Here is a 26735-nt window from a genome sequence, read left to right as displayed (position 1 = left end):
TAAGCGCGAGCGCCACCGGGCTTTTTTGTACCTGTCGCAAAATCGCGACAATCCTCTGGGTTGAGTGTCTCCAATAAGAGACATTTAACTTATTGATTTATATATATCAGGACGGGTTCCCGTTAAGGTGTTGCTTAATAGCGACACTTAGCCTGGAAATCATTCACCTGACAATCAATGCATTTTAATAATAAAACGATTATTAATCATAAGGATAGTATCAATTTTTGCAATCTGGCACGCGCGTTGCATAACAGTAACCAGTGGCTCATTCACCTTCTTATGTCAGCCCCTTCGGGACGTGCTACATAAACTTCGAATGACGCACAAAAAGGTGCCTGCCGTCCAACTACTGATTATTGCAATGCTTTATCAGGCCAGGGCGAAACGTCGAGTTAGGCACCGCCTTATTCCATGACAAAGCCGGGTTTTTACCCGGCTTTGTTGTATCTGAAGGGCAGACTCAGTTACGCTCTCCTCAAACCCGGATGATGAGAGTAATGTGTTGAAACGCTGGCCCGCTTTCCCTCGCTCCCTGCGACAGCTCGTTATGATGGCCTTCCTGCTGATCCTGCTACCTTTGCTGGTTCTGGCGTGGCAGGCATGGCAAAGCCTGAATGCGTTAAGTGCCCAGGCGGCCCTGACTAACCGCACCACGCTTATTGATGCCCGCCGTAGCGAGGCAATGACCAACGCCGCGCTGGAGATGGAGCGTAGCTATCGCCAGTACTGCGTGCTGGACGACCGCACGCTGGAGAGGGTCTATCAGAACCAGCGTAAACGCTACAGCGAAATGCTGGATGCCCATGCCGGGGTCTTGCCGGATGACAAACTCTATCAGGCGCTGCGTCAGGATCTGAACGATCTGGCGCAGCTCCAGTGCAAAAACAGCGGTCCTGATGCTGCCGCCGCCGCCCGACTTGAAGCCTTCGCGAACGCCAATACGGAGATGGTGCAGTCCACCCGTACGGTTATCTTTTCCCGTGGGCAGCAACTCCAGCAGGAGATTGCCGAGCGCGGCCAGTTCTTCGGCTGGCAGGCGCTGGTGCTGTTCCTCGTCAGCCTTGGGCTGGTACTGCTCTTTACCCGCATGATCATCGGCCCCGTAAAGGGGATCCAGCGGATGATTAACCGCCTGGGGGAGGGCAAATCTCTCGGGGATACGGTTGTTTTTAAAGGCCCGCGCGAGCTGCGCTCGGTCGGTCAGCGTATCATCTGGCTTTCTGAACGCCTGGCGTGGCTGGAATCGCAGCGTCATCAGTTCCTGCGCCATATCTCACACGAACTCAAAACACCGCTGGCCAGTATGCGTGAAGGCACGGAGCTGCTGGCAGACGAAGTAGCGGGGCCGTTAACCCCTGAGCAAAAAGAGATCGTGGCGATTCTGGATGCCAGTAGCCGCAATTTACAAAAACTTATTGAACAACTGCTGGACTATAACCGCAAGCTGGCGGATGGTGCTGTGGTGCTTGAAAGCGTTGAGATTGAACCGCTGGTGGACATGGTGATCTCCGCCCATAGCCTGCCAGCAAGAGCTAAAATGATGCATACCCAGGTGGATCTCAATGCACCTTCCTGCCTGGCAGAGCCGATGTTGTTAATGAGCGTACTGGATAATCTTTATTCCAATGCGGTGCACTATGGTACTGAATCCGGTACCATTTATATCAGAAGCAATAACAACGGTTCGCGGGTATTTATTGACGTAGCGAATACGGGAAGCCCGATTCCGGATGATGAAAAAACGATGATCTTTGAGCCCTTCTTCCAGGGGAGTCATCAGCGAAAAGGTGCGGTAAAAGGAAGTGGTCTGGGGCTGAGTATTGCCCGCGACTGCATACGACGCATGCAGGGTGAGCTTAACATCGTGAGTGATGAACGCGCCGATGTCTGTTTTCGTATCGAACTGCCTCTTGAGCCGGAAAAATCAATGAAATGAATAACAACCTGGTGAGTATGTCACATGTCTTTTACCGCGCACTGCGCGCGGTGTTTTCCAGCAAAAATGTGCGCCTGAGCCTGCCCTGCTTACTGCTGGCCGGCTGTGTAACCCATGCGCCGAAAAGTGCAATTAGCCACAAACAGGAAGATAAATGGCCGCAAAAACAGCTGGCCGATTTCCTTTCAACACGTTGCGATGATATCTGGAACCTGTCGGGGCGTGATGTTGAATCCAATCCGCTGTTCTGGCTGCGCGGAATAGACTGCGCCCAGCGGCTGGCGCCCGCCGAGGCCCGTGCCCAGGCGGCGATGCTGGTGGACGATACTTGGCAGGACGCGTTTAAACGTGGGATCGTGATGGCGGATGCCAGAATCACGCCAGTCGAACGCCGCGCCAACGTGACGCGGCTGGATACTTACGTGATCAATATTCCCCCGCAGGTGCGCCCGGTCTATCAGCTCTGGCGGGATGGACAAACCCTGCAATTACAACTGTCTGAAGAGCGTTTCCGCTACAGCAAATTGCAGCAGTCGAGCGACAGCGAGCTTGATGCGCTTCGCCAGCAGCAGGAGTCGCTGCGCGAGCAGCTGGAAACCACCACCCGCAAGCTCGAAAATCTGACCGATATCGAAAGACAGCTCTCGACGCGTAAGCCGGCAGGCAGCTATCTGCCCGATGGGTCGAAAGGCAACTCTGCCACGACGCCAGACAGTGAGACGCCGAAACAAGAGGATGTGAAGCCATGACAAGCCGTAAACCTGCCCATCTGTTACTGGTGGATGACGATCCCGGGCTGTTAAAGCTGCTGGGAATGCGTCTGGTCAGCGAAGGCTACAGCGTGGTCACCGCTGAAAGCGGGCAGGAGGGGCTGAAAGTGCTCAGCCGCGAGAAAATCGATCTGGTGATCAGCGATTTGCGCATGGATGAAATGGATGGCCTGCAACTGTTCACGGAGATCCAGAAGCAGCAGCCCGGGATGCCGGTGATTATCCTCACCGCTCACGGATCTATTCCTGATGCGGTGGCCGCGACGCAGCAGGGGGTATTCAGCTTCCTCACCAAACCAGTGGATAAAGACGCTCTCTATAAAGCAATCGACAGCGCCCTTGAGCATGCGGCGCCATCCGGCGACGACGCCTGGCGTGAATCCATCGTGACGCGTAGCCCTGTGATGCTGCGCCTGCTGGAACAGGCGCGGATGGTGGCGCAATCCGACGTTAGCGTGCTGATCAACGGCCAGAGCGGGACCGGGAAAGAGATCCTGGCCCAGGCGATCCACAACGCCAGCCCGCGCAGTAAAAATGCCTTTATTGCCATCAACTGTGGCGCGCTGCCGGAACAGCTGCTTGAGTCTGAGCTCTTCGGCCATGCCCGCGGCGCCTTTACCGGCGCGGTGAGCAGTCGTGAAGGGCTGTTCCAGGCGGCTGAGGGGGGCACGCTGTTTCTTGATGAAATTGGCGATATGCCCGCGCCGTTGCAGGTCAAACTGCTGCGCGTGTTGCAGGAGCGAAAAGTGCGTCCGCTTGGCAGCAACCGCGATATCGATATCAACGTGCGTATTATTTCCGCTACCCATCGCGATTTACCCAAGGTGATGGCGCGCAACGAGTTCCGTGAAGATCTTTACTATCGACTGAATGTCGTCAACCTGAAAATCCCGGCGCTGGCCGAGCGTGCGGAAGATATCCCGCTGCTGGCAAATCACCTTTTGCGCCAGGCCGCTGACCGCCACAAACCATTCGTGCGCGCGTTCTCCACCGATGCGATGAAACGCCTGATGACCGCAAGCTGGCCGGGCAACGTACGCCAGCTGGTGAACGTGATTGAGCAGTGCGTGGCGCTGACGTCATCGCCGGTGATCAGCGATGCGCTGGTGGAGCAGGCGCTCGAGGGGGAAAACACGGCCTTACCGACGTTTGCGGAAGCGCGAAACCAGTTCGAGCTGAACTATCTGCGTAAGCTGCTGCAAATCACCAAAGGCAACGTGACCCACGCGGCGCGCATGGCCGGTCGTAACCGTACCGAGTTTTATAAATTGCTCTCACGCCACGAGCTGGAAGCGAACGATTTTAAAGAGTAATACCGCAAAATTCGCCTGAATATGATACTGTGAGCAACCGATTACGAGGCTGCTTACTGGCAAGAGTTTAAGGACCCACCATGAAAAAGATTGATGCGATTATTAAACCTTTCAAACTGGATGATGTACGTGAAGCGCTGGCAGAAGTAGGCATCACCGGGATGACCGTAACTGAAGTGAAAGGTTTTGGTCGTCAGAAGGGCCACACCGAGCTATACCGTGGCGCAGAGTACATGGTGGACTTTCTGCCGAAAGTGAAAATCGAGATCGTGGTGAGCGATGATATCGTCGATACCTGTGTGGATACCATCATCCGCACGGCGCAGACCGGTAAAATTGGCGACGGGAAAATCTTCGTCTTTGACGTGGCGCGCGTGATCCGTATCCGTACCGGCGAAGAAGACGACGCGGCGATTTAACATTCTTGCCGGGTGGCGCTGCGCGTACCCGGCCTAAAAAACCCTTCGTAGGCCCGTGCAAGCGCAGCGCCGCCGGGCGATTACAGCACTTTATGCGGGCCGAAACATTCGTAATGAATGTTGTCTTTATTCACGCCCAGGTCTACCAGCTGCTTCGCGGCATACTGCATAAACGCTACTGGCCCACAAACGTAGAACTGCATCCCCGGTGCGCTGAACGCCCCTTCATGCTGCCCTAAATTCATCAGGCCTTCGCTGTCGAAACGAGCCGCTGCGCGGTCTGCCTCCGTCGGCAGGCGATACCAGGTATGCGCGGTGAAACGCGGCAGGGTCGCTCCGAGCGCTTTGACTTCATCCGCAAAGGCGTGCACATCACCGTTCTCCGCCGCGTGGAACCAGTTAACCTGCGCGCTGTGGTTTGCTTTCGCCAGCGTATCCAGCATCGCCAGCATTGGCGTCTGACCTACGCCTGCGGAGATCAACGTCACCGGGGTATTCGTTTCAACGGCCATAAAGAAATCGCCCGCCGGTGCCGCCAGATGGACCACGTCGCCCACGCTGGCTTCGTTATGCAGCCAGTTGGATACCTGACCGCCTTCCTCACGTTTAACCGCAATGCGATAGCCTTTGCCGTCTGGCTTGCGGGTCAGGGAGTACTGGCGAATCTCCTGGTGCGGGAAGCCTTCAGGCTTCAGCCAGACGCCCAGATACTGGCCCGGCTGGTAATCGGCAACCGGCTGACCGTCCACTGGCTCAAACTCAAAGCTGGTGATCAGTGCGCTGCGCGGGGTTTTCTCAACGATGCGGAAGGCGCGCGTGCCTTCCCAGCCGCCATTCTTGCTGGCGTTTTCGCTGTAGATCTGCGCTTCACGGTTGATGAATACGTTTGCCAGTACGCCATAGGCCTTACCCCAGGCATCCAGTACTTCCTGGCCCGGGCTGAACATTTCGTCCAGGGTTGCCAGCAGGTGACTGCCGACGATGTTGTACTGCTCAGGTTTGATCTGGAAGCTGGTGTGCTTCTGGGCGATTTTTTCCACCGCAGGCAGCAGAGCCGCCAGGTTTTCGATGTTGCTGGCATAGGCGGCAATAGCGTTAAACAGCGCTTCGCGCTGATCGCCGTTACGCTGGTTGCTCATGTTGAAAATCTCTTTGAGCTCCGGGTTATGCGCGAACATGCGATCGTAGAAATGGGCGGTCAGTTTAGGACCCGTTTCAACCAGCAGGGGGATTGTGGCTTTCACGGTAGCGATGGTTTGGGCGTCGAGCATAGCAGCTTCCTTCTGATGTTACTTTAATGATGTATTTTATATGCATCTTATAAAAATACCCCTGCAATGTAAATGGTTCTTTGCATCGTGAAAAATATGCATCACAAAGCTGAAAAGAAATCCGTTGAAAATGGCGAGAGCTTTATTGCTCAAACCCTTGCGTGGCGTGGAGGTAAACGTTTGCGTAAAATCGTTTGTCAAGACCTGTTATCGCAGAACTATTCAGTTATACTGTTGCCCGTCGTCCAACAGGACTGCCTTTTCAGGCCAAAAATTTACTTGTTAGCTGAGTCAGGAGATGCGGATGTTAAAGCGTGAAATGAACATTGCCGATTATGATGCCGAACTGTGGCAGGCTATGGAGCAGGAAAAAGTACGTCAGGAAGAGCACATCGAACTGATCGCCTCCGAAAACTACACCAGCCCGCGCGTAATGCAGGCGCAGGGTTCTCAGCTGACCAACAAATATGCTGAAGGTTATCCGGGCAAGCGCTACTACGGCGGTTGCGAATACGTTGATATCGTTGAGCAGCTGGCGATTGACCGTGCGAAAGAACTCTTTGGCGCTGACTACGCGAACGTCCAGCCGCACTCTGGCTCTCAGGCTAACTTCGCTGTTTACACCGCGCTGTTGCAGCCGGGCGATACTGTTCTGGGTATGAACCTGGCGCAGGGCGGCCACCTGACTCACGGCTCCCCGGTTAACTTCTCTGGCAAACTGTACAACATCATCCCTTACGGTATTGATGAGTCCGGTAAAATTGACTACGAAGACATGGCGAAGCAGGCCAAAGAGCACAAGCCGAAGATGATCATCGGTGGCTTCTCTGCTTACTCCGGCATCGTTGACTGGGCCAAAATGCGTGAAATCGCTGACAGCATCGGTGCGTACCTGTTCGTCGACATGGCGCACGTTGCCGGTCTGATTGCGGCAGGCGTTTACCCGAACCCGGTTCCACATGCGCACGTTGTGACCACCACTACCCACAAAACCCTGGCGGGTCCACGCGGTGGTCTGATCCTGGCGAAAGGCGGTGACGAAGAGCTGTACAAAAAGCTGAACTCTGCCGTGTTCCCAAGCGCCCAGGGCGGCCCGCTGATGCACGTTATCGCCGCGAAAGCCGTCGCGCTGAAAGAAGCGATGGAGCCAGAGTTCAAGGTTTATCAGCAGCAGGTTGCTAAAAACGCCAAAGCGATGGTGGAAGTGTTCCTGAACCGTGGCTACAAAGTGGTCTCTGGCGGGACTGAAAACCACCTGTTCCTGCTGGACCTGGTTGATAAGAACCTGACCGGTAAAGAAGCTGACGCTGCCCTCGGCCGCGCCAACATCACCGTGAACAAAAACAGCGTGCCAAACGATCCGAAGAGCCCGTTCGTGACTTCCGGTATCCGTATCGGTTCTCCGGCCGTAACTCGCCGTGGCTTTAAAGAAGCGGAAGTGAAAGAGCTGGCGGGCTGGATGTGTGACGTTCTGGACAACATCAATGACGACGCGGTTATCGAGCGCGTTAAAGGTAAAGTTCTGGACATCTGCGCACGCTTCCCGGTGTACGCATAATTCTCTGCGTCGCAGAACTGAAAAAGGCCGCTCATGCGGCCTTTTTTTATGGGCTAACGTCGGTCGAGGGAGATGGCCCCCGGCCCGGTAATCGCCAGCAAAATAAAGCCGCCAGCGATACTCACATTTTTGTAGAAGTTAATCATATTTGGCAGAACCGCATCGCCCGTCATATCCCAGTAGTGGTGACCAATCACCGCTGTTCCCAGCGTATAGAAGACAAAGATCACCGCGAGGGGGCGGGTGAAAAAGCCCAGCACGATCAGAATCGAGGCGGGGACTTCCATCACCACCGCAACAATGGCGGCCAGCATGGGCATGGGGGCGCCGAGCGACGTCATATACTGAACGGTGCCGCTAAACCCCGTCAGCTTGGGATAACCGAAAATAATAAACAGGACCACAATAGCAATGCGGGCAATTAAAAGCAGGAAAGAACGAGAGGAGCCGAAATCGAAATAACGTAAGCTGTTCATGGCAAACGACCTCTTCAGGCGATGTTCTTTAAACGTAATACAATTTTGCCGCTCTCGCCATACGCCGACCGGCTGTCCATGATGTTAATTTATCGTTAATTTATAGCGCGCTAACGACTTGCTAAAGTCAGGGATTAACGCCAGACTATCGCCTCCATTTCGGGAGGGATTCATGGTCTTGCATTCCACGCGCTGGCTGGCGCTCAGCTATTTCACCTATTTCTTTAGTTACGGTATTTTTTTGCCTTTCTGGAGCGTCTGGCTCAAGGGAATTGGTCTGACGCCTGAGACCATTGGCATCCTGCTGGGCGCGGGGCTGGTGGCACGTTTCCTGGGTAGCCTGCTGATTGCGCCCCGCGTCAGCGATCCCTCCTTACTGATTAAAGCGGTGCGAATTCTGGCCCTGCTGACGCTGGTCTTTGCGGCCTGCTTCTGGGTCAGCCATCAGTTTGCCTGGCTGATGGTGGTAATGGTTGGCTTTAATCTGTTCTTCTCCCCGCTGGTGCCGCTGACGGATGCCCTGGCGAACACCTGGCAAAAGCAGATCACCATGGACTATGGCCGCGTGCGCCTGTGGGGATCGATTGCCTTCGTGATCGGCTCTGCGCTGGTCGGGAAGCTGGTCAGCCTCTATGACTATCGTGCCATTCTGGCGCTGTTAACGCTCGGCATCGCCTCGATGCTGCTCGGTATGTTGCTGCGTCCGTCGGTAATGCCGCAGGGCGAAAGCCGCCATCAGGAGAGCGCCGGCTGGCCCGCCTGGCGCTCGCTGGTGACGCAAAGCTGGCGTTTCCTGGCCTGCGTCTGTCTGCTCCAGGGGGCACATGCGGCCTATTACGGCTTCAGCGCCATCTACTGGCAGGGGGCGGGCTACTCGGCTTCTGCGGTAGGCTACCTGTGGTCGCTCGGCGTGGTGGCGGAGGTCATTATCTTCGCGCTGAGCCAAAAACTTTTCCGTCGTTTCGGGGCGCGTGACCTGCTGCTGCTTTCCGCCGTTTGTGGTGTGGCGCGCTGGGGCATCATGGGCTGGACGACGGAGCTGCCGTGGCTGATTGTGGCGCAAATTCTGCACTGCGGAACCTTCACCGTGTGCCATCTGGCGGCGATGCGCTACATCGCGGCGCGAGAGGGTGGGGACGTTATTCGTCTTCAGGCGGTCTATTCAGCGGTGGCGATGGGCGGCAGTATTGCGGTGATGACCGTATTTGCCGGTTTCCTCTATCAGCACCTGGGGCACGGTGTGTTCTGGGTGATGGCGCTGGTCGCTTTACCTGCCATCGTCATCCGCCCAAAGGTGGCTGCTCGCTCGTAACTATGATTCGAGCATAACGCGAATATGTTCCTGCTGCTGCGTGTTCAGGGCCTCAACGGCATGAATGAGCGGCGGCGAGAACAGCGGCAAGGCGGTTGGATAAGGCGTAATGACCAGAGCTGCCTCGCGGGGGGCGCCCTCCTTCTTAAACGCCTCCAGGCTAAGATAACGAATATTGAGCGGCAGCAGCGTCAGCTCGCGAAGCTGCTGCTCAATTAACGCTTCGCAGGCTTTATCTTCCCCCGTTAACAGGACCACCTGTTTTTCATGCAGGTCGGTCTCCTGCATCAGCCAGGCACCAAAAATCACCGCCACCAGAGCCATCTCTTCACCGGAGAATCGCAGACCAAATTCGGCTTCCAGCTCAAACAGCGCCTCTTTAGTGGTGCGCAGCAGCCGGGGGTATAAACGGTGGATCTCTTCCGGCAGACTGTTGTCGATGCCGATGTCAAATAAGGAGCGGTCCAGCGCCTGAGCCAGATGAATATAAAGCTGATCGGTCAACCCTTGCTCATCGCTGAAGTTCATCCCGGTTTGCGCCCGGAAGCGGGCAATCATACGCACGATGGCGCGACGCAGGCGCTGATCCTGCTGGTGTTTATCCATCACCGGGTCGGGTGTGCGAAGCATCATAAACAGCAGCGCCAGGAACAGCTGTTCATCGCTGTGCGTTCCCTGCGGGACGCGCCGTTTCCAGTGGCGGACAATTTCCTGCGCCGTAAAGTATTCCCCTCGGGACTGCGTCCAGCTGCGCTGAACGGGCGAAAACTCCGGCGTATTGCCCAGATGATGCTGAATCAGACAATATTGCAGATAAAGCTGTAAAAACTGTACGTCGCGGGACTCAAACTGGCGCTGAAGCTTGCGCGCACAAAAGTTGATAAGCGCCCGAAGGTTCGCATCGTCATAAAGCGGGCGGGCAATGCCGTGCTGTTTAAGCGCGGTTTTTAAGGCAGGGGTAAACTGTTGGGCGACAAAATGTGGACACAGCCGAAGCGCCCTGCGCAGCCAGTGCAGCAGGCACAAACGTTGATTCAGGGCGGAACCCTCAATTCGGTAGCAGCCATCATGGTGCGTGACGATATCAAGCCGATGATAGCGCTGGATTTCATCGCGCGTCTCGGCTATATCTTGCCGTGCCATGACGTCGTCCACGCCGTTGGCAGCGATTATGCTCTGTGCGGTGACGGCAGCATCGGGCAGGTAAAGCATCAAAAGCACCTGGCAGCGGCGCTGCGAACTGGAAAGCACAGATGGAATTTCAAGCGTCGTCATCATCTGTCGGGTATCCAGTGTGAATGTTTGATAAGAATAGCTAAAGGATGGGCGCTGAAAAGCGCACCGGCAGGCCTTTCACTCAGGATTGCTGGCGAACATCACAGAATTTTTGACGTGAGGAACAGATGCAAATAGTTAAACAAAGCGCGGTAGCGTTATTTTTGGCGGTTTTCACTTGTGCCGCCGGCGCACATCCTCACAGTTTTATCAGCCTGAAAACCGAACTGGTGACGGACGGCACGCAGCTCAGCGGCCTGAAAATGCGCTGGACGATGGATGAAATCACCTCCGCCGACCTGCTGTACGATGCCGGTAACGCCAGGCCTGGCGATGAGATCTGGAAAAAGCTGGCGGCGGAAGTCATGGCCAACGTACTCGGCCAGCACTATTTCACCGAGTTCTGGCACAACAGACAAAAGGTGAAGTTTCTTAATCGTCCCACGGAGTACGGCATGACCCGCGACGGTCATCAGGCTGTGCTGACCTTTATCCTTCCGCTGGCGCACCCTCAGCCGCTGGCCGGGCAGAAGTACAGGTTTTCCACGTTTGACCCAACCTACTATGTCGATATGCATTACGCCCAGGACAGCGACGTGCAGCTGCCGGAAAATTTGCAAAAAATCTGCAAAATTGCCGTGCACACCCCGAAACCCAGCGAAGAGATGCTGAACTTTGCCGTTTCTCTTGATAAAGAGGATGCGCCCCCCGAAGACATGGAGTTAGGTAAACAGTTTGCGCAGGAGGTGACGTTACAATGTCAGTGATCTCCTCTCCCGTCAGTAAGCCGCGTCGCTGGCTGCACCTCTGGCCTCTGGCGCTCTTTTTGTTGTTTGCGGTTGGCGGCGCGCTCTGGCTGTGGCAGGCATGGCCGCAGGTGATGGTGAAAAGCATCCTCTGGCAGCGGGAAGTTAATCAGCAGATGAGCGGTCTGCTGAAAGCCGTGGCGGAAAATCCGACCAAAGCGGGCGGCGCTCTTCTGGCGTTCAGCTTCATCTATGGCGTGCTGCATGCCCTGGGACCGGGACACGGCAAAATCGTTATCACGACCTGGCTTGCCACGCATCCGTCGAAGCTGAAATCGAGTATCGGCCTGACGCTGGCGTCCTCTTTACTTCAGGGCGGTGTGGCGATTGCGCTGGTCGTGGTCGTCCTTTCGCTGCTACAGCTGCCGGCCCGCCAGCTGCATATGAGCAGCTTCTGGCTGGAGAAGGGGAGTTACGCGCTGGTAGGCGTGCTGGGGCTGATCCTCTGCTGGCGGGCGCTGAAAAAATTGCGCGCGTTACTGCAAAAACCAAAATTCAAAGCCTTTACGCCACATCACGTTCACCATGAAAACTGCGGGTGCGGGCATCAGCATCTGCCGACGCAGGAACAATTACAGAACGGTGAGGACTGGCGTGCGCGCCTGATGATTGTTCTCTCAATGGGGATTCGTCCGTGCTCGGGTGCGATCATGGTTCTGCTGTTCAGTAAGGTTATTGGCGTGTTTGGCTGGGGCATGCTGTCCGCGCTGGCGATGGCGGCAGGAACGTCTCTCACCATTTCGTCTTTAGCGTTGCTGGTACACAGCTTCCGTCAGCTGGCGGTCAAACTCAGCGGCAATAAAACGCCGGTATTGTGGCGACAGGTTGGCTGGACAACGCTTGCGCTGGCGGGCGGGATGATTCTGCTGGTGGCTGCGGTGACAATGTGGATGAGTGCGGTGCCGGTGGGAAGGGGGTTGCGGCCGTTTTAGCCGTATCTGAGGCGTGTTGTAGGCCCGGTAAGCGTGGCGCCACCGGGCTTAACAGACTGAATTAACGCTTCAGCGCATCGCTCAGTTCATCACGCATGTTTGCCAGCATGGCTTTAACAACGCGCGGGTTACCTGCAACGAGGTTGCCGGTAGACATATAGTTATGGCCGCCGGTGAAGTCGCAAACAATCGCGCCAGCTTCACGAGCGATCAGCTCGCCCGCCGCGAAGTCCCACGGCTTCAGAGACAGCTCAAAGTAACCGTCAACGCGGCCGGTCGCGACGTAGGCCAGATCCAGTGCAGCAGAGCCGGTGCGACGGAAGTCCGCGCATTCGGTGAACAGCTTGCCCAGGATATTCATATAAGTGGTTGCGTGCTGCTTCGCCTTGAACGGGAAGCCGGTCGCCAGAATCGTGCCGTCCAGATCGCGTGCATTGCTGCAACGCAGACGGTAGCCGTTCAGCTGCGCGCCCTGACCGCGGGTCGCGGTGAACAGTTCGTTACGCATTGGATCGTAAACAACGGCGACTTCAGTACGGCCTTTGATGCGTACTGCGATAGACACAGAGAAGTGTGGCAGGCGTTTGACGAAGTTGGTGGTGCCATCCAGTGGATCGATAACCCATTGAACATCCTGATCGGTACCTTCATGTTCACCGCTTTCTTCGGTGATGATGGTGTGCTGCGGGTAAGATTTGCGGATCGTTTCGATAATAATCGCTTCTGCGGCTTTATCTACGTTCGTCACGAAATCATTGCTGCCTTTCTGGCTGGTTTCTACGGAGTCTGGGGTTTCGTAGTGTTTGGCAATTACATTACCCGCCTTGCGCGCTGCGCGCACGGCGATGGTCAGCATCGGATGCATCGGTCTCTCTCACTGGATGTTAAAGAACAGGAAAATCGGCGCAGAGTATAGCAGCGGGATCGGATTATGTCTCTCGTTTATGATAATATGCCCGAATATTCTTCAGACACTGAATCCAGACATTTAAAAATTATGCTGCAAAACATTCGAATCGTGCTGGTCGAAACATCGCACACCGGCAACATGGGCTCTGTGGCCCGCGCTATGAAAACCATGGGCTTAACGAACCTGTGGCTGGTGAATCCGCTGGTGAAACCAGACTCTCAGGCTATTGCTCTGGCGGCCGGCGCCAGCGACGTGATCGGGAATGCGCAGATCGTGGACACTCTGGATGAAGCCCTGGCCGGTTGCAGCCTGGTGGTGGGGACCAGCGCGCGCTCCCGTACGCTGCCCTGGCCGATGCTGGACCCGCGCGAATGCGGCCTGAAAAGCATCTCAGAAGCGGAACAGGCGCCGGTTGCGCTGGTGTTTGGCCGTGAACGTGTTGGCCTGACCAACGAGGAATTACAGAAGTGCCACTATCACGTGGCGATTGCCGCCAACCCGGAATACAGCTCGCTGAATCTGGCGATGGCGGTGCAGGTGATTGCCTATGAAGTGCGCATGGCATGGCTGGCGACGCAGGAGAAACCGGTCGAACCTAAAGAAGATACGGCCTACCCGCTGGTGGACGACCTCGAGCGCTTCTACGGTCATCTGGAGCAGACGCTGCTCTCAACCGGCTTTATCCGTGAAGGCCATCCAGGCCAGGTGATGAACAAGCTGCGCCGTATGTTCACGCGCGCGCGTCCGGAAAGCCAGGAGCTGAACATCCTGCGCGGGATTCTGGCGTCGATTGAGCAGAAGAATAAGGAATAGTGTCGTCTGTTCGCCGGGTGGCGCTTCGCTTACCCGGCCTACAAAACCGTAGGTCGGGTAAGCGAAGCGCCGCCGGGCAAAATACGGCACAGAAGGTTAAATACCTGACTAAAACAGTCAAGTAAATAGTTGACCAATTTAGTCAGGAATGTCAGACTTGGCCCTGCTATGCAACACCCCCATTTTACAATAAAAAACCCCGGGCAGGGGCGAGTTTGAGGTTAAGTAAGACATGAGACTGACATCTAAAGGGCGTTATGCCGTGACCGCGATGCTGGACGTTGCGCTCAACTCCGAAGCGGGCCCGGTTCCGTTGGCTGATATTTCTGAACGACAAGGGATCTCCCTCTCTTACCTGGAACAGCTGTTCTCCAGACTGCGTAAAAATGGACTGGTGTCCAGCGTTCGTGGCCCGGGCGGCGGTTATCTGCTGGGTAAAGACGCAGGCAGTATTGCGGTTGGCGAAGTGATTAGCGCCGTTGACGAATCCGTCGACGCGACCCGTTGCCAGGGTAAAGGCGGCTGCCAGGGCGGCGATAAGTGCCTGACCCACGCGCTGTGGCGCGATCTGAGCGACCGTCTGACCGGCTTCCTGAACAACATCACCCTGGGTGAACTGGTGAATAACCAGGAAGTTCTGGACGTGTCGGGTCGTCAGCAAAGCCATGAATCACAGCGCAGCACCCGTTCGCAGGACGCCATCGACGTTAAACTGCGCGCGTAATAAAAAGATAAGTATTTCAGAATCAGGCCGGGGCGTTAGCTCGCCCCGTGTACTCGGTCGTACATCCAGCCGGTTGCCTGATTCCTTGCATTGAAGCGATGTACGGAGTTTATAGAGCAATGAAATTACCGATTTATCTCGATTACTCCGCAACCACGCCGGTGGACCCGCGTGTTGCCGAGAAAATGATGCAGTGTCTGACCCTGGACGGAAACTTTGGTAACCCAGCTTCCCGTTCTCACCGTTTTGGCTGGCATGCTGAAGAGGCGGTTGATATCGCCCGTAATCAGATTGCTGACCTGGTCGGTGCCGACCCGCGTGAAATTGTTTTCACCTCCGGCGCGACCGAATCCGACAACCTGGCGATCAAAGGTGCTGCCAACTTTTATCAGAAAAAAGGCAAGCACATCATCACCAGCAAAACCGAACACAAAGCCGTGCTGGACACCTGCCGTCAGCTGGAGCGTGAAGGGTTCGAAGTGACTTACCTGGCGCCGCAGAGCAACGGGATCATCGACCTGAAAGAGCTCGAAGCGGCCATGCGTGATGACACCATTCTGGTTTCCATCATGCACGTTAACAACGAAATCGGCGTTGTGCAGGACATCGCAACCATCGGCGAAATGTGCCGTGCGCGCGGCATCATCTACCACGTGGATGCGACCCAGAGCGTGGGCAAACTGCCTATCGACCTGAGCCAGCTGAAAGTGGACCTGATGTCCTTCTCCGGTCACAAAATCTATGGTCCGAAAGGTATCGGCGCGCTGTACGTTCGTCGTAAGCCACGTATCCGCATCGAAGCACAGATGCACGGCGGTGGTCACGAGCGCGGTATGCGTTCCGGTACGCTGCCTGTTCACCAGATCGTGGGCATGGGCGAAGCGTATCGCATCGCGAAAGAAGAGATGGAAACCGAGATGGCACGCCTGCGTACGCTGCGTAACCGTCTGTGGGACGGCGTGAAAGATATGGAAGAAGTGTATCTGAACGGCGATCTCGAGCAGGGCGCGCCAAACATCCTCAACGTCAGCTTCAACTATGTTGAAGGCGAGTCGCTGATCATGGCGCTGAAAGACCTGGCCGTTTCTTCCGGTTCTGCCTGTACGTCTGCAAGCCTGGAGCCATCCTACGTGCTGCGCGCGCTGGGTATGACTGACGAGCTGGCACACAGCTCTATCCGTTTCTCTTTAGGTCGTTTTACTACCGAAGAAGAGATTGACTACACCATCAAACTGGTTCGTAACTCCATTGGCCGTCTGCGCGACCTTTCTCCACTGTGGGAAATGTTCAAGCAGGGTGTGGATCTGAACAGCATTGAATGGTCACATCACTAATCGGTACATAAGGAGAATTCAATCATGGCATACAGCGAAAAAGTTATCGATCATTACGAGAACCCGCGCAACGTTGGCTCTTTTGACAACAGCGATGAATCTGTCGGTAGCGGTATGGTTGGCGCGCCAGCGTGTGGCGACGTGATGAAGTTGCAGATTAAAGTCAACAATGAAGGTATCATTGAAGACGCGCGCTTCAAGACCTACGGCTGCGGTTCTGCTATCGCTTCCAGCTCCCTGGTCACCGAATGGGTGAAGGGCAAGTCTCTGGACGAAGCACAGGCAATCAAGAACACGGATATTGCTGAAGAACTCGAACTGCCGCCGGTGAAAATTCACTGCTCAATTCTGGCAGAAGACGCGATCAAAGCCGCCATTGCGGATTACAAAAGCAAACGTGAAGCAAAATAATTGAGGTTTGAGTATGTCGATTACCCTTAGCGACAGCGCTGCCGCGCGAGTAAGCTCTTTTCTGGCGAACCGTGGTAAAGGCTTTGGCCTGCGACTGGGCGTACGTACCTCCGGCTGTTCTGGTATGGCTTACGTACTGGAGTTTGTTGACGAACCGGCGTCTGATGACACCGTGTTTGAAGACAAGGGCGTGAAGGTGGTGGTCGATGGCAAAAGCCTGCAATTCCTCAACGGCACTCAGCTGGACTTCGTAAAAGAAGGCCTGAACGAAGGGTTCAAATTCACGAATCCGAACGTCAAAGACGAGTGTGGTTGCGGCGAAAGCTTCCACGTTTAACCGCGCGTCATCCTAAACCCCACCGTGGCTTTGCTACGCGTGGGGTTTGTTCTAACAGGCTACCCCTGAGATTGTTATGGATTACTTCACTCTCTTCGGACTACCCGCTCAATACCCGATCGATCTCCAGGCGCTGACGGTCCGTTTTCAGGATCTCCAGCGTCAGTACCATCCGGATAAATTCGCCAGCGGGACGCAGGCAGAGCAGCTGGCTGCGGTATCACACTCCGCAACCATCAACCAGGCCTGGCAAACGCTGCGTCATCCGCTGGCGCGTGCAGAATATCTGCTCTCGCTTCACGGTTTCGATCTGGCGAGCGAACAGCATACCGTGCGCGACACCGCCTTTCTGATGGAACAGCTGGAGCTGCGCGAAGAGCTGGATGAAATTGAACAGGCTAAAGACGAAGCGCGCCTGGAAAGCTTTATCACGCGCGTAAAGGGCATGTTCGATACCCGCCATCAGCAGATGGTGGAGCAACTGAACAACGAGACCTGGGACGTGGCGGCAGACACTGTGCGCAAACTCCGTTTTCTCGATAAACTGCGAAGCAGTGCTGAACAACTCGAAGAAAAGCTGCTCGATTTTTAATTTCGGAAGCAATTATGGCCTTATTACAAATTAGTGAGCCAGGCTTAAGCGCCGCACCGCACCAGCGTCGTCTGGCCGTCGGTATTGACCTGGGCACCACCAATTCCCTCGTGGCGACCGTGCGCAGCGGCCAGGCGGAAACGCTGGCTGACGAGCAGGGGCGCCATCTGCTGCCTTCCGTGGTCCACTACCAGCAGCAGGGTCACGCGGTCGGGTTTGATGCCCGCACCAACGCCGCGCGCGATCCGGCCAACACCATCAGCTCGGTTAAGCGCATGATGGGCCGCTCGCTGGCTGATATCCAGACCCGTTACCCGCATCTGCCGTATCAGCTACAGGCCAGCGAAAACGGCCTGCCGATGATCGCGACCTCTGCCGGTCTGCTGAACCCGATTCGCGTTTCCGCTGACATCCTCAAAGCGCTGGCGGCGCGCGCCACGGCGACGCTCGGCGGCGATCTCGACGGCGTGGTAATCACCGTTCCGGCCTACTTCGACGATGCACAGCGTCAGGGCACCAAAGACGCCGCGCGTCTGGCGGGCCTGCATGTGCTGCGTCTGCTGAACGAACCGACGGCGGCGGCCATTGCCTACGGCCTCGATTCCGGTCAGGAAGGGGTGATTGCGGTTTACGATCTCGGCGGCGGGACGTTTGATATCTCAATCCTGCGCCTGAGCCGCGGCGTGTTCGAAGTGCTGGCGACCGGCGGGGATTCCGCGCTCGGCGGCGATGACTTCGACCATCTGCTGGCAGACTACATCCGCGAGCAGGCGGGCATCAGCGATCGCAGCGATGCGCGCGTACAGCGTGAACTGCTGGATGCGGCCATCGACGCCAAAATCGCCCTGAGCGACGCGCAATCGGTCACGGTTAACGTTGCGGGCTGGCAGGGTGAGATCACCCGCAATCAGTTCAGCGAACTGATCGCGCCTCTGGTTAAGCGTACCCTGCTGGCCTGCCGTCGCGCATTGAAAGATGCGGGCGTGGAGGCCAGCGAGGTGCTGGAAGTGGTCATGGTTGGCGGCTCAACCCGCGTGCCGCTGGTGCGCGAGCGCGTGGGCGAATTCTTTGGCCGCACGCCGCTGACCTCTATCGACCCGGACAAAGTAGTTGCCGTGGGCGCCGCTATCCAGGCCGATATCCTGGTCGGCAACAAGCCGGACAGCGAAATGCTGCTGCTGGACGTCATCCCGCTGTCTCTGGGTTTAGAAACCATGGGCGGCCTGGTGGAGAAAGTCATTCCGCGTAACACCACCATTCCGGTGGCGCGCGCGCAGGAGTTCACCACCTTTAAAGACGGCCAGACCGCGATGTCCATTCACGTGATGCAGGGCGAACGCGAGCTGGTGCAGGACTGCCGCTCTCTGGCGCGCTTTGCGCTGCGCGGAATTCCGGCGTTGCCGGCGGGCGGGGCGCATATTCGCGTCACCTTCCAGGTGGATGCGGACGGCCTGCTGAGCGTCACGGCGATGGAAAAATCGACCGGCGTGGAATCGTCCATCCAGGTGAAGCCGTCCTACGGCCTGACCGATGGCGAAATCGCCTCCATGATTCAGGACTCAATGAGTTACGCCGAGCAGGATGTGAAGGCGCGTATGCTGGCCGAACAAAAAGTGGAAGCCGCACGCGTGCTGGAAAGCCTGAACGGCGCGCTCGCTGCCGATGCCGCGCTGTTAAGCGCCGCTGAGCGCCAGGTGATTGACGACGCTGCCGCGCGCTTAAGCGCAGTCGCCGAAGGCAATGACGCTGACGCAATAGAAGAAGCCATTAAAAACGTTGATAAACAAACCCAGGACTTCGCTGCTCGCCGCATGGACAAATCTGTCCGCGTCGCGCTGAAAGGCCAGTCCGTGGACGAGGTTTAATATGCCAAAGATTGTAATTTTGCCTCATGCGGACCTCTGTCCGGATGGCGCTGTTCTGGAAGCGAAGACCGGTGAAACCATTCTCGATGTAGCCCTGCGTGCAGGTATCGAAGTGGAACACGCCTGTGAAAAATCCTGTGCCTGCACCACCTGCCACTGCATCGTGCGTGAAGGTTTCGACTCTCTTGCAGAGAGCACCGAAGACGAAGACGACATGCTGGACAAAGCATGGGGTCTGGAGCCCGACAGCCGCTTAAGCTGCCAGGCCGCGGTGACCGATGAAGATCTGGTCGTGGAGTTCCCACGTTACACCATCAACCACGCACGCGAGCATTGATATGGGACTGAAGTGGACAGACAGCCGTGAAATCGGCGAGGCGCTCTACGACGCGAACCCGGATCTCGATCCGAAGACCGTACGATTCACCGATATGCATCAGTGGATTTGCGATCTGGAAGATTTTGACGACGATCCAAACGCATCCAATGAAAAAATTCTGGAGGCGATTCTGTTAGTCTGGTTAGATGAAGCAGAATAGATAACATAAACGGGCTGCCTTCAGGCGGCCCGTTTGCTAGTTGCTAATAAGGATAAATAAAATGACCGAAGCGATGAAGATTACGCTCTCCACGCAGCCAGCCGACGCACGCTGGGGCGAAAAAGCCACCTACAGCATCAACAACGACGGTATTACCCTGCACCTGACGGGCAATGATGATTTGGGCCTGATCCAGCGCGCCGCGCGTAAAATTGACGGCCTTGGCATTAAGCATGTGTCGCTGGAAGGCGAAAGCTGGGACACCGACCGCAGCTGGGCGTTCTGGGCAGGCTACAAAGGCCCGAAAGGCACCCGCAAAATCGAGTGGGCGAACCTCGACGAAGCCGGTCAGAAAGAGCTGGAAAGCCGCCTGCAAATCATCGACTGGGTGCGCGACACCATCAACGCCCCGGCGGAAGAGTTAGGCCCTGAGCAGCTGGCACAGCGCGCGGTTGACCTGCTGTGCGGCGTAGCGGGCGACAAGATGTCTTACCGCATCACCAAAGGTGAAGACCTGCGCGAGCAAAACTACATGGGCATTCACACCGTGGGCCGTGGCTCCGAGCGTCCTCCGGTCCTGCTGGCGCTGGATTACAACCCAACCGGCGATAAAGAAGCGCCGGTCTTTGCCTGTCTGGTCGGAAAAGGCATCACTTTCGACACCGGCGGCTACAGCCTGAAGCAGAGCGCGTTCATGGATTCCATGAAGTCCGACATGGGCGGTGCGGCCACCATTACCGGCGCGCTGGCGTTCGCCATCACCCGTGGCCTGAACAAGCGCGTGAAGCTCTACCTGTGCTGCGCGGACAACATGGTGAGCGGCAACGCCTTCAAGCTGGGCGACATCATTCGCTACCGCAACGGTAAAAACGTTGAGGTGATGAACACCGACGCCGAAGGCCGTCTGGTGCTGGCCGATGGCCTGATCGACGCCTCTGCGCAGAAGCCGGAGCTGATTATCGACATGGCAACCCTGACCGGCGCGGCGAAAACGGCGCTGGGTAACGACTATCACGCCCTGTTCAGCTTCGACGACAAGCTGGCCGCTCGCCTGCTGGCCAGCGCGGCGGCGGAAAACGAACCGTTCTGGCGTCTGCCGCTGGCCGAGTTCCACCGCAGCCAGCTGCCGTCCAACTTCGCCGAGCTGAACAACACCGCGAGCGCGGCGTACCCGGCGGGGGCAAGCACCGCAGCAGGCTTCCTGTCTCACTTCGTTGAGAACTACCATGAAGGCTGGCTGCACATTGACTGCTCCGCAACCTACCGTAAAGCGGCGGTTGAGCAGTGGTCTGCGGGCGCGACCGGTCTGGGCGTGCGTACCGTGGCGAACCTGCTGACGGCTGAGTGATCTTTTTTGCCGGGTAGCGCTACGCTTACGCGCGCCTTCGGAGTCATCGTATTGCCCGGCGGCGCTGCGCTTGCACGGGCCTACGGTTTTGTAGGCCGGGTCAGCGAAGCGCCACCCGGCGTTTTTTGAAGTAGCCAAACTATGTCAGAAACCAAAAACGAATTAGAAACCCTGCTGGAGCAGGCGGCGACCGAACCCGCCCACCGTCCGGCCTTTTTCCGCACGCTGCTGGAATCCACCGTCTGGGTGCCGGGCACCGCGGCGGAAGGGGAGCAGGTTGTCGAAGACAGCGCGCTGGATCTGCTGCACTGGGAGAAAGACGACGGCACCTCGGTGATCCCGTTCTTTACTTCGCTCGAGGCCTTGCAGGAAGCGGTAGAAGACGAACAGGCGTTCGTGGTGATGCCGGTGCGCACGTTGTTCGAAATGACCCTGGGGCAGACGCTGTTCCTCAACGCCAAACTGCCGACCGGGAAAGAGTTTACTCCGCGCGAAATCAGCCACCTGATTGGTGACGAGGGCAACCCGCTCAGCACTCAGGAGGTGCTGGAAGGGGGCGAAACGCTGCTGCTGTCTGAAGTGGCCGAGCCGCCCGCGCAGATGATTGACTCCCTGACCACGCTGTTTAAAACCATCAAGCCGGTAAAACGCGCGTTTCTCTGCTCCATCAAAGAGAGCGCTGACGAAAAGCCTGTTCTGCTGATAGGGATTGAGGCCGACGGCGATATCGACGAGATCATCCAGGCAGCGGGAAGCGTGGCAACCGACACCCTGCCGGGCGATGAGCCGATTGATATCTGTCAGGTGAAGAAAGGTGAGAAGGGGATCAGCCACTTTATTACCGAGCACATCACCCCGTTCTACGAGCGTCGCTGGGGCGGCTTCCTGCGCGATCTCAAGACCAACCGCATTATCTGATTACGGCGGGGTGACCTTCACCCCGTTGCTTCCAGCAGCAGTAAATCCATCAGCAGCACCAGATTCGACTCAAACGACGTTACCCCTGCGGCTTCGGCGGCGAAATGTACCGCTTCGTCATAGAGGGCAAAATGCACGTCCGCCATACCCGCCAGCGTATTGGCCGACGCGCGGGTAAACGCGACGATCGTCATGCCGACGTTTTTGGCGATCCGCGCTTTATCCAGTACCTGCTCCGTTTCGCCGCTGCGTGAAACGGCAATAAACACCTGATAGCGCGCGGCGTTGCTGAGAAAAATATTCCGGCTGTCTCCCGGCCCGGAGATGAACGCCGTTTTTCCCAGCACCTGCAACTTCTTGGTCAGGTACTCGGCAAAAAGGTACGAAAACCCGGCGCCGTAGAGAAAGAAGCTCTCTTTCTGGCGCAGCAGGCTGGCAAACTGCTGGCGTTTGTCCTGAGTGACCCACTGGAAGGTCTGCTGATAGTTGGCAACGAACCGGGTAAAAAGCCCGGGCATTTCCGCATGTTGCTCAGGCTGTACGGTGATATGCGGCGTGTCAGAAAGCAACTGCTTGCAGTGCCAGATAAACTCGCTAAAGCCGCTAAACCCCAGCTTCTGACACAGCCGCATAATCGTCGCGGTAGAGACAAATGTCGCCTGCGCCAGCTCGCGCACCGTGATGTTGCCCACCAGCAATGGATGCTCAGTGAGGTGGGCGAGGACGCGATACTCCGCGCGGGTCAGCGACGATCCGCGCGTTAACAGCGTTGCCAGGCGGTTATCCATTATTTCGCCGGTTCAACCGGCAGATCGTCCCGTGCACCCCATTCACTCCAGGCGCCGTCGTACAGAGTCACGTCATTCGCGCCAAGGGTTGCCAGCGCCAGGATCACCACGCAGGCCGTCACGCCGGAGCCGCAGCTGGCAATAACCGGACGATGCAAATCCACGCCCTGACGTTCAAAAATGGCACGCAATTCATCGGTGGTTTTCAGCTCGCCTTCAAACACCAGATCGCCCCACGGTACGTTCAGCGCCCCCGGGATATGTCCGCGTTTCAGTCCCGGACGCGGCTCGTCCGCTTCTGCGTTGAAACGTGGAGCGGGACGCGCATCGACGATTTGCGCCGTGTTTTCGTGGCTCACGACCAGCACGTCGGTCAGGCGCTTGACCACGTTAGCGTCAAACGTGGCATCAAATTCCCCTTCCGGCAGCGTGACGTCACCCTGCTGAAGCGGTAGTTCGTCGCGCTTCCAGCCTGCAAGTCCGCCCGCCAGAATCGATACCTTTTCCACGCCGAAGTTTTTCAGCATCCACCACGCTCGCGGCGCGGAAAACAGATTACCTTCATCGTAAACAACAAGATGTTTATCTTTGCTGATGCCCAGCTCGCGCATCGCCACGGAAAACGCTTCCGGGCGAGGCAGCATGTGCGGCAGGGGAGAGGTGTGATCGGAGAGGGCTTCGATATCAAAAAATACCGCGCCAGGCAGGTGCCCTGCACGGTATTCAGCGGGAACGTCACGATGCTCCTGGCCCGGAGGGGCCATGCGCGCGTCGATAATCTGAACTTCCGGGTCGTCGCCGTGCTCAATCAGCCAGTCGGCAGCGACAAAATATGAGGTGGACATGGTTGCCTCCATTCTTTTCCGTAAAAAAGGATTGTCGGTGTTTTTTCTGACACCGACAAGCTAACCACGTTCAACTCGCGAGCAAGCCCCTATTTTTTCACCGCTTCACCGTCCTGCCAGGCCTTTTGCAGCGCAGGCCAGTAGTCGCGGTTGGCTTCGATCATCTCATCCAGAATCGCTTTCGCGTGCTCCATGGTCGGCACGGTGCGGTTCAGAGTGAACGCCTGCAACGCTTTCTCGTAGCTGCCTTCGATGGTTGCCTCAACCAGCAGCTGTTCAGAGGCCAGCTGCTGTTGCAGGAGCGTCTGGTGGAACAGTGGTACCTGACCCACGCGGACAGGCTCCGGCCCTTCGGAGGTGATATAGGCAGGCACTTCCACCACCGCATCGTACGGCAGGTTGGTAATCGCCCCGCGGTTTTCCACCATCACCAGATGGCGTTGGCGCAGGTTGAACGCCAGTGAGCAGGCGACATCGACGATAAATTCGCCGTGAACACCTACGTGGAAGGCGTCCGGTAAAATTCCGGTGCGCTGGTACTCTTCGGCGGCGGCAAACAGCTTTTTCTCACGCCCGTTCATCACTTCGTTGGCGCGGGTATAGTCCGGGTTCTGATGCTCCACAATCTGGTTTGGCATCAGGTAGTACTGTAGATACGGGTTCGGCAGGTACTCCGGGAAGTTATCCATAATCGGCTTGATGTTGCGCCAGGTTTTCACCCACGACGGATCCGAGTGCTGCGGGTCGGTTTTCGCGGCATCTTCCGTCAGCAGGCCAAACTTCGCGATATGTTTACGCAGCTCCGGCAGCTTGTCCTCGCCGTCCACCCGCACGCGGGTAAACCAGCCGAAATGGTTGAGGCCAAAATAGTCCACCTCCAGTTTATGGCGATCCACGCCCAGAATGGCGCCCATATTGCGCATCGCGGCAACCGGCATATCGCAGATGTTCAGCACGCGTGCGTTGGGGCGCAGGCGACGCACGCCCTCAGCGACAATCGCCGCCGGGTTGGAGTAGTTCACGATCCACGCCTTTTCGTGCGCGTAGCGTTCCACCCGATCGATCAGCTCTACCATCGGCAGGATAGTACGCAGGCCATATGCCAGCCCGCCGGGTCCGCAGGTTTCCTGGCCGACCACCCCGTGGCGCAGCGGGATCTTTTCATCCTGCTCGCGCATTTTGTACTGTCCGACGCGCATCTGGGCAAAAACAAAATGCGCGCCGCTGAAGGCCACTTCTGGGTCGCTGGTGACGGTGAATTTGATGCTCTGGCTGTGGTCGCGAATAACCTTCTCCACCACGGGCGCAATGGTGTTCTGGCGCGCCTCGTCAATGTCATACAGGCGGATCTCTGCCAGAGGGAAATCATGCAGACGTACCATCAGGCTTTTCACAATACCTGGCGTGTAGGTGCTACCGCCGCCGGCAATCGACAGAATAAATGGGGGTGTAAACATCTTTAGCTCCTTTCAGAGAAACGTCTCAACGGCTTCTCGCATTTTTTTGACATGCAGCCCGTAGACCACCTGAACGTTGTTACCTTGTTTGATTATCCCTTTCGCGCCGGTCGCTTTCAGGCGCGGTTCATCGATGATAGCGACGTCCTTCACCGTGACGCGTAAGCGGGTGTAGCAGTTATCCACTACCTCTATATTTTCCCGACCGCCCAGACCCACCACGATGGATTCGCCCAGCTCGTCGTTATTGCCCTTCGCCTGGTACTCCTGCTTGCTGTAAAGGCGTGTCTCCTGGTCCTCATCTTCACGCCCCGGCGTTTTCATGTTGAAGCGCAGGATCAGGAAGCGGAATACCACGAAATAAAGGGCGAACATGATCAGCCCGACCATGATGTACATGGGCCAGTTGGACTTCTCCGTGCCGAGCGGCAGGTTGTAGAGGATGAAATCGATAATCCCGTTGGCGCCGATGGCGTGAACGCCAAACAGCGAGAACAGCATCATGCCGATGCCGGTCAGCACCGCATGCACCACGAACAGCAGCGGGGCGACGAACAGGAAGGAGAATTCAATCGGCTCGGTTACGCCGACCAGCAGCGAGGTCAGCGCCGCCGGGATCAGAATCGCTTTCGCAATCGCTTTACGCTCTGGCTTCGCGGTCATGTACATCGCCAGCGCGGCGGCAGGAAGGCCGAACATCTTGCTGATGCCGCGCGCATCCCACACCACGGTACTGCTGAGCTGCTTCACGTCCGGGCAGGCCATCTCGGCGAAGTAGATATTGCGCGCGCCCTGATAGGTTGCGCCACACACCTCCTGCGTACCGCCCAGTTCGGTATACAGGAACGGCGTATAGACCAGATGATGCAGGCCCGTCGGCACCAGAATGCGTTCAAGGAAACCGTAGATCGCCACGCCAAACGGACCGGACCCTTTGATCGCCAGCGCCAGAGCGCTTATTCCATGCTGTGCGTACGGCCAGAGTTCGCTCATGACCACGCCGAGCAGCATAGAGACAGGCAGCATCACAATCGCGACAAAGCAGTGGCCGGAGTAAATCGCCATCGCGCCGTTAAACTGGACACCGGAATATTTGTTGTACAGATAACCGGAGAGCGCCCCGGTCAGGATCCCGGCGAAAACGCCCATCTCCAGCACCTGGACGCCCAGCACCATGCTTTGTCCGGCGGCTTTCATCTGTTCCGCAGGGGCCAGTTCTCCCTGAAGCTGTAACGTCACGTTCATCGCGTTAATGAATACGATAAAGGTCACCAGCCCAATCAACGCCGCGTAGCCTTTGTCTCGTGTTGCCAGTCCAATGGGGATCCCGACGGCAAATACCAGCGCCAGGTTGACCAGCACCGACACGGCAGATTTGGCGATCAGCTGGCCGACACTCTGGATCAGCGGGTGGCCGAGAAACGGCAGGTACTCGGCCAGATTGCCGTTACCCAGTACATTCCCGAAGGCGATAAACAGGCCGACGATGGGTAAGATAAGTACAGGTCCGTACAATGATTTTCCGAAATTTTGTAGGGCGTTCACGGCTCGTTTCATGGCTTTCTCTCTTATTGAACCGCGCACTCGGGGTGCGTCATGGTCATAAAACTAGCAGGCCTGATGCGAGCTTATCCAGCTATCTTCTTGTTTTAAAAACAAATGACGCGAAAGGTAACATGTTACGTTATGCGCTGTGATCGCCGTTCCATCACGGTTTGGCTGCGTGATGCCATTCTGCGAGGTGCTTTCCAGATTATAAAATTGGACTTTTTGTATTAACGAA

At 56.7% G+C, this 26735-nt stretch carries 27 protein-coding genes; 19 read left to right on the top strand and 8 right to left on the bottom strand.

Going from position 1 to position 26735, the window contains the following annotated elements:
* Nucleotides 1-505 precede the first annotated feature (505 nt).
* The 4 genes from qseE (at nucleotide 506) to glnB (ending at nucleotide 4441) form a co-directional block, all read left to right on the top strand.
* On the top strand, nucleotides 506-1939 hold the full coding sequence (gene qseE / locus L379_RS06880; RefSeq protein ID WP_003860691.1) for a two component system sensor histidine kinase QseE/GlrK: 1434 nt from the start codon (nucleotides 506-508) through the stop codon (nucleotides 1937-1939).
* Nucleotides 1936-2688, top strand: coding sequence for a two-component system QseEF-associated lipoprotein QseG (qseG, locus tag L379_RS06885; RefSeq protein ID WP_015572149.1), 753 nt, complete (start codon nucleotides 1936-1938; stop codon nucleotides 2686-2688). Before qseE ends, qseG begins: the two co-directional genes overlap by 4 nt.
* A complete protein-coding gene (gene glrR, locus L379_RS06890) occupies nucleotides 2685-4022 on the top strand; it encodes a two-component system response regulator GlrR (protein WP_015572150.1) in 1338 nt (445 codons plus the stop codon). The genes qseG and glrR overlap by 4 nt, the downstream gene beginning before the upstream one ends.
* Nucleotides 4023-4102: 80 nt before the next feature.
* Nucleotides 4103-4441 carry a nitrogen regulatory protein P-II gene (gene glnB / locus L379_RS06895; RefSeq protein ID WP_003860685.1) on the top strand — a complete coding sequence of 113 codons (339 nt, stop codon included), beginning with the start codon at nucleotides 4103-4105 and terminating at the stop codon, nucleotides 4439-4441.
* A gap of 80 nt (nucleotides 4442-4521) precedes the next feature.
* On the opposite strand, the gene hmpA is transcribed toward glnB, so the two are convergent.
* Nucleotides 4522-5712: an NO-inducible flavohemoprotein gene (gene hmpA / locus L379_RS06900; RefSeq protein WP_023304225.1), complete on the bottom strand. Its 1191-nt coding sequence runs from the start codon at nucleotides 5710-5712 to the stop codon at nucleotides 4522-4524.
* A 304-nt stretch (nucleotides 5713-6016) separates the two neighbouring features.
* Between hmpA and glyA the strand changes: the two genes are divergently transcribed.
* A complete protein-coding gene (glyA, locus tag L379_RS06905; protein WP_003860678.1) occupies nucleotides 6017-7270 on the top strand; it encodes a serine hydroxymethyltransferase in 1254 nt (417 codons plus the stop codon).
* A 53-nt stretch (nucleotides 7271-7323) separates the two neighbouring features.
* Here glyA and L379_RS06910 read toward each other — a convergent pair whose 3' ends face one another.
* Nucleotides 7324-7746 (bottom strand): DoxX family protein, encoded by a 423-nt coding sequence (locus tag L379_RS06910; protein ID WP_032654499.1) that lies wholly within the window; start codon nucleotides 7744-7746, stop codon nucleotides 7324-7326.
* A 172-nt stretch (nucleotides 7747-7918) separates the two neighbouring features.
* On the opposite strand from L379_RS06910, the gene L379_RS06915 reads away from it, so the two are divergent.
* Nucleotides 7919-9058: a 3-phenylpropionate MFS transporter gene (locus L379_RS06915; protein ID WP_032654496.1), complete on the top strand. Its 1140-nt coding sequence runs from the start codon at nucleotides 7919-7921 to the stop codon at nucleotides 9056-9058.
* On the opposite strand, the gene csiE is transcribed toward L379_RS06915, so the two are convergent.
* Nucleotides 9059-10336 (bottom strand): stationary phase inducible protein CsiE, encoded by a 1278-nt coding sequence (gene csiE / locus L379_RS06920; RefSeq protein WP_032649100.1) that lies wholly within the window; start codon nucleotides 10334-10336, stop codon nucleotides 9059-9061.
* 125 nt (nucleotides 10337-10461) lie between these two features.
* Between csiE and L379_RS06925 the strand changes: the two genes are divergently transcribed.
* Nucleotides 10462-11100: a DUF1007 family protein gene (locus L379_RS06925; RefSeq protein ID WP_023304222.1), complete on the top strand. Its 639-nt coding sequence runs from the start codon at nucleotides 10462-10464 to the stop codon at nucleotides 11098-11100.
* Nucleotides 11091-12071: a nickel/cobalt transporter gene (locus tag L379_RS06930; protein ID WP_032654492.1), complete on the top strand. Its 981-nt coding sequence runs from the start codon at nucleotides 11091-11093 to the stop codon at nucleotides 12069-12071. Before L379_RS06925 ends, L379_RS06930 begins: the two co-directional genes overlap by 10 nt.
* 61 nt (nucleotides 12072-12132) lie before the next feature.
* Here L379_RS06930 and suhB read toward each other — a convergent pair whose 3' ends face one another.
* Complete coding sequence (gene suhB, locus L379_RS06935) at nucleotides 12133-12936, bottom strand: inositol-1-monophosphatase (RefSeq protein WP_032654489.1); 804 nt, start codon at nucleotides 12934-12936, stop codon at nucleotides 12133-12135.
* Nucleotides 12937-13068: 132 nt separating this feature from the next.
* Here suhB and trmJ point away from each other — a divergent pair, with 132 nt between their 5' ends.
* From trmJ to sseB, 11 genes are all read left to right on the top strand, one after another.
* Entirely contained in the window at nucleotides 13069-13794 is a 726-nt protein-coding gene (gene trmJ, locus L379_RS06940; protein WP_032655674.1) for a tRNA (cytosine(32)/uridine(32)-2'-O)-methyltransferase TrmJ, read from the top strand.
* Between the two features lie 232 nt (nucleotides 13795-14026).
* Nucleotides 14027-14518 (top strand): Fe-S cluster assembly transcriptional regulator IscR, encoded by a 492-nt coding sequence (iscR, locus tag L379_RS06945; RefSeq protein WP_015572158.1) that lies wholly within the window; start codon nucleotides 14027-14029, stop codon nucleotides 14516-14518.
* 119 nt (nucleotides 14519-14637) lie between these two features.
* Entirely contained in the window at nucleotides 14638-15852 is a 1215-nt protein-coding gene (gene iscS / locus L379_RS06950; RefSeq protein ID WP_003860663.1) for a cysteine desulfurase, read from the top strand.
* A 24-nt stretch (nucleotides 15853-15876) separates the two neighbouring features.
* Nucleotides 15877-16263 (top strand): Fe-S cluster assembly scaffold IscU, encoded by a 387-nt coding sequence (gene iscU, locus L379_RS06955; protein ID WP_003860661.1) that lies wholly within the window; start codon nucleotides 15877-15879, stop codon nucleotides 16261-16263.
* A 13-nt stretch (nucleotides 16264-16276) separates the two neighbouring features.
* Nucleotides 16277-16600, top strand: coding sequence for an iron-sulfur cluster assembly protein IscA (iscA, locus tag L379_RS06960; RefSeq protein ID WP_003860659.1), 324 nt, complete (start codon nucleotides 16277-16279; stop codon nucleotides 16598-16600).
* A gap of 76 nt (nucleotides 16601-16676) precedes the next feature.
* Nucleotides 16677-17192, top strand: a complete 516-nt coding sequence (gene hscB / locus L379_RS06965) for a co-chaperone HscB (protein WP_003860657.1) — start codon at nucleotides 16677-16679, stop codon at nucleotides 17190-17192.
* Between the two features lie 14 nt (nucleotides 17193-17206).
* Entirely contained in the window at nucleotides 17207-19057 is a 1851-nt protein-coding gene (gene hscA / locus L379_RS06970; protein WP_032654486.1) for a Fe-S protein assembly chaperone HscA, read from the top strand.
* A gap of 1 nt (nucleotide 19058) precedes the next feature.
* Nucleotides 19059-19394 carry an ISC system 2Fe-2S type ferredoxin gene (gene fdx / locus L379_RS06975; RefSeq protein WP_003860652.1) on the top strand — a complete coding sequence of 112 codons (336 nt, stop codon included), beginning with the start codon at nucleotides 19059-19061 and terminating at the stop codon, nucleotides 19392-19394.
* A 1-nt stretch (nucleotide 19395) separates the two neighbouring features.
* The gene (gene iscX, locus L379_RS06980) at nucleotides 19396-19596 is read left to right on the top strand and encodes a Fe-S cluster assembly protein IscX (RefSeq protein WP_003860650.1); all 201 of its coding nucleotides are present in this window, start codon (nucleotides 19396-19398) and stop codon (nucleotides 19594-19596) included.
* 61 nt (nucleotides 19597-19657) lie between these two features.
* Nucleotides 19658-20944 (top strand): aminopeptidase PepB, encoded by a 1287-nt coding sequence (gene pepB / locus L379_RS06985; RefSeq protein WP_032654483.1) that lies wholly within the window; start codon nucleotides 19658-19660, stop codon nucleotides 20942-20944.
* Between the two features lie 141 nt (nucleotides 20945-21085).
* On the top strand, nucleotides 21086-21862 hold the full coding sequence (gene sseB / locus L379_RS06990; protein WP_023325069.1) for an enhanced serine sensitivity protein SseB: 777 nt from the start codon (nucleotides 21086-21088) through the stop codon (nucleotides 21860-21862).
* 17 nt (nucleotides 21863-21879) lie between these two features.
* Here the strand turns inward: sseB and L379_RS06995 are convergent, their stop codons facing one another.
* The 4 genes from L379_RS06995 to L379_RS07010 all read right to left on the bottom strand — a co-directional run bounded on the left by L379_RS06995 (nucleotide 21880) and on the right by L379_RS07010 (nucleotide 26509).
* Nucleotides 21880-22650 (bottom strand): MurR/RpiR family transcriptional regulator, encoded by a 771-nt coding sequence (locus tag L379_RS06995; protein ID WP_017692918.1) that lies wholly within the window; start codon nucleotides 22648-22650, stop codon nucleotides 21880-21882.
* Complete coding sequence (gene sseA / locus L379_RS07000) at nucleotides 22650-23495, bottom strand: 3-mercaptopyruvate sulfurtransferase (protein ID WP_017383536.1); 846 nt, start codon at nucleotides 23493-23495, stop codon at nucleotides 22650-22652. Before sseA ends, L379_RS06995 begins: the two co-directional genes overlap by 1 nt.
* A gap of 89 nt (nucleotides 23496-23584) precedes the next feature.
* Complete coding sequence (locus L379_RS07005) at nucleotides 23585-24952, bottom strand: 6-phospho-alpha-glucosidase (RefSeq protein ID WP_017692919.1); 1368 nt, start codon at nucleotides 24950-24952, stop codon at nucleotides 23585-23587.
* 12 nt (nucleotides 24953-24964) lie between these two features.
* Nucleotides 24965-26509 carry a PTS transporter subunit EIIC gene (locus L379_RS07010; protein WP_032654480.1) on the bottom strand — a complete coding sequence of 515 codons (1545 nt, stop codon included), beginning with the start codon at nucleotides 26507-26509 and terminating at the stop codon, nucleotides 24965-24967.
* Nucleotides 26510-26735 lie beyond the last annotated feature (226 nt).

Origin of the sequence: Enterobacter sp. MGH 33 (assembly GCF_000534535.1) — a bacterium.
Lineage (GTDB): Bacteria > Pseudomonadota > Gammaproteobacteria > Enterobacterales > Enterobacteriaceae > Enterobacter > Enterobacter hormaechei_C.
Note: the sequence above shows the minus strand (reverse complement) of the source record. Positions and strands in the feature narration are given on the sequence as shown.

Excerpts from the sequence above, each read along its gene's own strand:
- qseG (WP_015572149.1), top strand. The coding sequence starts at position 1,936 with ATGAATAACAACCTGGTGAGTATGTCACATGTCTTTTACCGCGCACTG.
- glrR (WP_015572150.1), top strand. The coding sequence starts at position 2,685 with ATGACAAGCCGTAAACCTGCCCATCTGTTACTGGTGGATGACGATCCC.
- glnB (WP_003860685.1), top strand. The coding sequence starts at position 4,103 with ATGAAAAAGATTGATGCGATTATTAAACCTTTCAAACTGGATGATGTA.
- hmpA (WP_023304225.1), bottom strand. The coding sequence starts at position 5,712 with ATGCTCGACGCCCAAACCATCGCTACCGTGAAAGCCACAATCCCCCTG.
- glyA (WP_003860678.1), top strand. The coding sequence starts at position 6,017 with ATGTTAAAGCGTGAAATGAACATTGCCGATTATGATGCCGAACTGTGG.
- L379_RS06910 (WP_032654499.1), bottom strand. The coding sequence starts at position 7,746 with ATGAACAGCTTACGTTATTTCGATTTCGGCTCCTCTCGTTCTTTCCTG.
- L379_RS06915 (WP_032654496.1), top strand. The coding sequence starts at position 7,919 with ATGGTCTTGCATTCCACGCGCTGGCTGGCGCTCAGCTATTTCACCTAT.
- csiE (WP_032649100.1), bottom strand. The coding sequence starts at position 10,336 with ATGATGACGACGCTTGAAATTCCATCTGTGCTTTCCAGTTCGCAGCGC.
- L379_RS06925 (WP_023304222.1), top strand. The coding sequence starts at position 10,462 with ATGCAAATAGTTAAACAAAGCGCGGTAGCGTTATTTTTGGCGGTTTTC.
- L379_RS06930 (WP_032654492.1), top strand. The coding sequence starts at position 11,091 with ATGTCAGTGATCTCCTCTCCCGTCAGTAAGCCGCGTCGCTGGCTGCAC.
- suhB (WP_032654489.1), bottom strand. The coding sequence starts at position 12,936 with ATGCATCCGATGCTGACCATCGCCGTGCGCGCAGCGCGCAAGGCGGGT.
- trmJ (WP_032655674.1), top strand. The coding sequence starts at position 13,069 with ATGCTGCAAAACATTCGAATCGTGCTGGTCGAAACATCGCACACCGGC.
- iscR (WP_015572158.1), top strand. The coding sequence starts at position 14,027 with ATGAGACTGACATCTAAAGGGCGTTATGCCGTGACCGCGATGCTGGAC.
- iscS (WP_003860663.1), top strand. The coding sequence starts at position 14,638 with ATGAAATTACCGATTTATCTCGATTACTCCGCAACCACGCCGGTGGAC.
- iscU (WP_003860661.1), top strand. The coding sequence starts at position 15,877 with ATGGCATACAGCGAAAAAGTTATCGATCATTACGAGAACCCGCGCAAC.
- iscA (WP_003860659.1), top strand. The coding sequence starts at position 16,277 with ATGTCGATTACCCTTAGCGACAGCGCTGCCGCGCGAGTAAGCTCTTTT.
- hscB (WP_003860657.1), top strand. The coding sequence starts at position 16,677 with ATGGATTACTTCACTCTCTTCGGACTACCCGCTCAATACCCGATCGAT.
- hscA (WP_032654486.1), top strand. The coding sequence starts at position 17,207 with ATGGCCTTATTACAAATTAGTGAGCCAGGCTTAAGCGCCGCACCGCAC.
- fdx (WP_003860652.1), top strand. The coding sequence starts at position 19,059 with ATGCCAAAGATTGTAATTTTGCCTCATGCGGACCTCTGTCCGGATGGC.
- iscX (WP_003860650.1), top strand. The coding sequence starts at position 19,396 with ATGGGACTGAAGTGGACAGACAGCCGTGAAATCGGCGAGGCGCTCTAC.
- pepB (WP_032654483.1), top strand. The coding sequence starts at position 19,658 with ATGACCGAAGCGATGAAGATTACGCTCTCCACGCAGCCAGCCGACGCA.
- sseB (WP_023325069.1), top strand. The coding sequence starts at position 21,086 with ATGTCAGAAACCAAAAACGAATTAGAAACCCTGCTGGAGCAGGCGGCG.
- L379_RS06995 (WP_017692918.1), bottom strand. The coding sequence starts at position 22,650 with ATGGATAACCGCCTGGCAACGCTGTTAACGCGCGGATCGTCGCTGACC.
- sseA (WP_017383536.1), bottom strand. The coding sequence starts at position 23,495 with ATGTCCACCTCATATTTTGTCGCTGCCGACTGGCTGATTGAGCACGGC.
- L379_RS07005 (WP_017692919.1), bottom strand. The coding sequence starts at position 24,952 with ATGTTTACACCCCCATTTATTCTGTCGATTGCCGGCGGCGGTAGCACC.
- L379_RS07010 (WP_032654480.1), bottom strand. The coding sequence starts at position 26,509 with ATGAAACGAGCCGTGAACGCCCTACAAAATTTCGGAAAATCATTGTAC.